At 34.9% G+C, this 2,379-nt stretch carries 2 protein-coding genes and 1 other annotated feature; of the genes, one reads left to right on the forward strand and one right to left on the reverse strand.

All coding sequences use genetic code 11. The features are described 5' to 3' along the window. Window positions 1–99: 99 nt before the first annotated feature. Window positions 100–228 carry a hypothetical protein gene (locus BMY57_RS16415; RefSeq protein WP_256205341.1) on the forward strand — a complete coding sequence of 43 codons (129 nt, stop codon included), beginning with the start codon at window positions 100–102 and terminating at the stop codon, window positions 226–228. A 223-nt stretch (window positions 229–451) separates the two neighbouring features. Here the strand turns inward: BMY57_RS16415 and proS are convergent, their stop codons facing one another. After that, window positions 452–1,882, reverse strand: a complete 1,431-nt coding sequence (gene proS / locus BMY57_RS15785) for a proline--tRNA ligase (RefSeq protein WP_091776409.1) — start codon at window positions 1,880–1,882, stop codon at window positions 452–454. Between the two features lie 40 nt (window positions 1,883–1,922). Further along, window positions 1,923–2,119 (reverse strand) — a binding site (T-box leader). Window positions 2,120–2,379 lie beyond the last annotated feature (260 nt).

Below are 2,379 nucleotides of genomic sequence, written 5' to 3' on the forward strand. Positions count from 1 at the left end.
CTAAAAACCTATCATATACTTTTCCGAAGGAAATTTGGTAAAAAAGTGTTCAATTTTATCTAGCGAAAACTGTATAATTTAGTTTAGCAGTTACAACAAATGCTTATGGATCATAAATCCAGACTTAAAGAACAAGCTATGGAGTTACATGATTTAGTTGAAGAATTTGATAGAAGTATTAACGGAGACTATTATGAAGATCAACATGAAGAAAAGGGGATTAATTAATTAACGAATGGCACGAAATTAGGAGGAGATATATGGATGATAGTTAATATATTAATTGGGATAGGTATAGCACTTGCCATATTGTTTTCATTTTTAGCTTTTAATAGCTATAAAAAGTAAAAAGGTGACCCGAAATAAAATCGAGGTCACCTTTTTCTCGCTCAGTTGAGGTAGTCAACAGGTCTTTATTGAGTTAGAGTGGTTTTACTCAAACTGGTTTTTGTTAATATGCTTTTGCCCAATACACCATATGTTGGACTTGATGGTTACAGCAAACGCATTGAGCTGAGATGGACTCTTGATTAAATGGGATACAACGAGAAGTAGCACCCGTTTTTTCTTTTATAATATTTTCACAAGCAGAATTTCCACACCACATCGCTTTTATCAGTTGATTCCCTTCTTGTAACACATTTTGAAAATCTTCTAAATTGGTAACGGATGTCGTTTTTTCGGTCATACGCTCTTTAGCCTTTTTATAAAGATTAGCTTGAATTTGTGATAAGGTTTCTTCTATTTTAGTCTCAAGCTCTTCTAACGATACTGTAAATTTATCACCCGTATCGCGTCTAACCAATACGACTTGTTCCTTTTCGATATCCCTTGGCCCAACTTCTAAACGAAGTGGTACCCCTAGCATTTCATACTCATTAAACTTCCACCCTGGCTGTTTATCACTTGAATCGATGCCAACTCTAGCTATACTTGAAAGTCTATTTTTTATTGAGTAAGCGTGATCCAACACCCCTTCTTTATGTTGAGCAATTGGGAGGATCATGACTTGCGTTGGAGCAACCTTTGGTGGAAGAACTAAGCCTCTATTATCTCCATGAACCATAATCATCGCTCCAATGACTCTAGTTGTGAATCCCCAAGAGGTTTGTTGAACGTTTTGTAGCTCACCATTTCGATCTAAAAACTCAATTCCAAAAGCTTTAGCAAAACCATCCCCTAAAAAGTGAGAGGTTGCAGTTTGTAATGCTTTTCCATCGTGCATTAAACTCTCGACTGTATAGGTGAATGTTGCTCCGGCAAACTTTTCTTGATCGGTCTTTTTCCCTTTAATAACTGGAATAGCCAAGAATTCCTCACAAATTTTAGAATAAACATCTAGCATTTTTTCCGTTTCTTCGATTGCTTCTTCCTCAGTTTCATGGCATGTATGACCTTCTTGCCATAAAAACTCTAACGTTCTTAGAAAAGGACGAGTCGTTTTTTCCCACCTTACAACATTAGACCATTGATTATATAATTTAGGTAAATCTCTGTATGAATGAATGATATTTTTATAATGCTCGCCAAACAACACTTCTGAAGTTGGCCGTACACATAATCGTTCCTGCAGTTCTTCCTCGCCTCCATGTGTCACCCAAGCCACTTCAGGAGCAAACCCTTCAATATGGTCTTTTTCCTTTTGGAGTAAGCTCTCAGGAATGAACAGTGGCATATAAACATTCTCATGTCCTGTCTCTTTGATTCGTTTATCTAATTCAATTTTGATATTTTCCCAAATTTGATACCCATAAGGTCTTATGATCATACTTCCCCGAACACTTGAATAATCAACAAGTTTCGCCTTCCTCACCACATCGGTGTACCATTGAGCAAAATCATCTTCCATATTCGTAATGTTTTCTACAAATTGCTTAGACATGTGACCCCTCCTTCATAAAATAAAAAAAGCTGTACTTTAAGTTAGGGACCCTTTATGGTGGTACCACCCTAATTTAAAGCACAGCTTTACACTTAATTTTATAACGGTCTCAACCGCTGTGTTTTTCAACACAGAACTCATAGGTAGGTTCATTTGAATCTCTTTAGGAACTTCTCAGCTTTAATTCCCTCTCTGTAAAAGATTATTCAAATTACTAGTCCTAATCAATGTCGATCAAAATTTTCAGTTTTCAATATTTTATATGGTAGCTTTTCAAAAAGCAACACTTTAACAGCATTTTTCACTTTTTAAAACATTTTATTCTTAAAAACATAAATTGATTATTATTAATATATTTTGGATCTGATATTTAGTCTTAATATAAAGAATCGAGTCGTAGCAGGAGAGTATAAAATATTTTGTGTAAATGATTTTTAGAACATAGAAAAAGGAAGACCCTTTTTGTAGAATTAAGTTAGCCGACAAAATTCACAGAA

The sequence above is a fragment of the Piscibacillus halophilus genome (assembly GCF_900110685.1).
In the GTDB taxonomy this organism is placed as follows: Bacteria; Bacillota; Bacilli; order Bacillales; family Alkalibacillaceae; genus Piscibacillus; species Piscibacillus halophilus.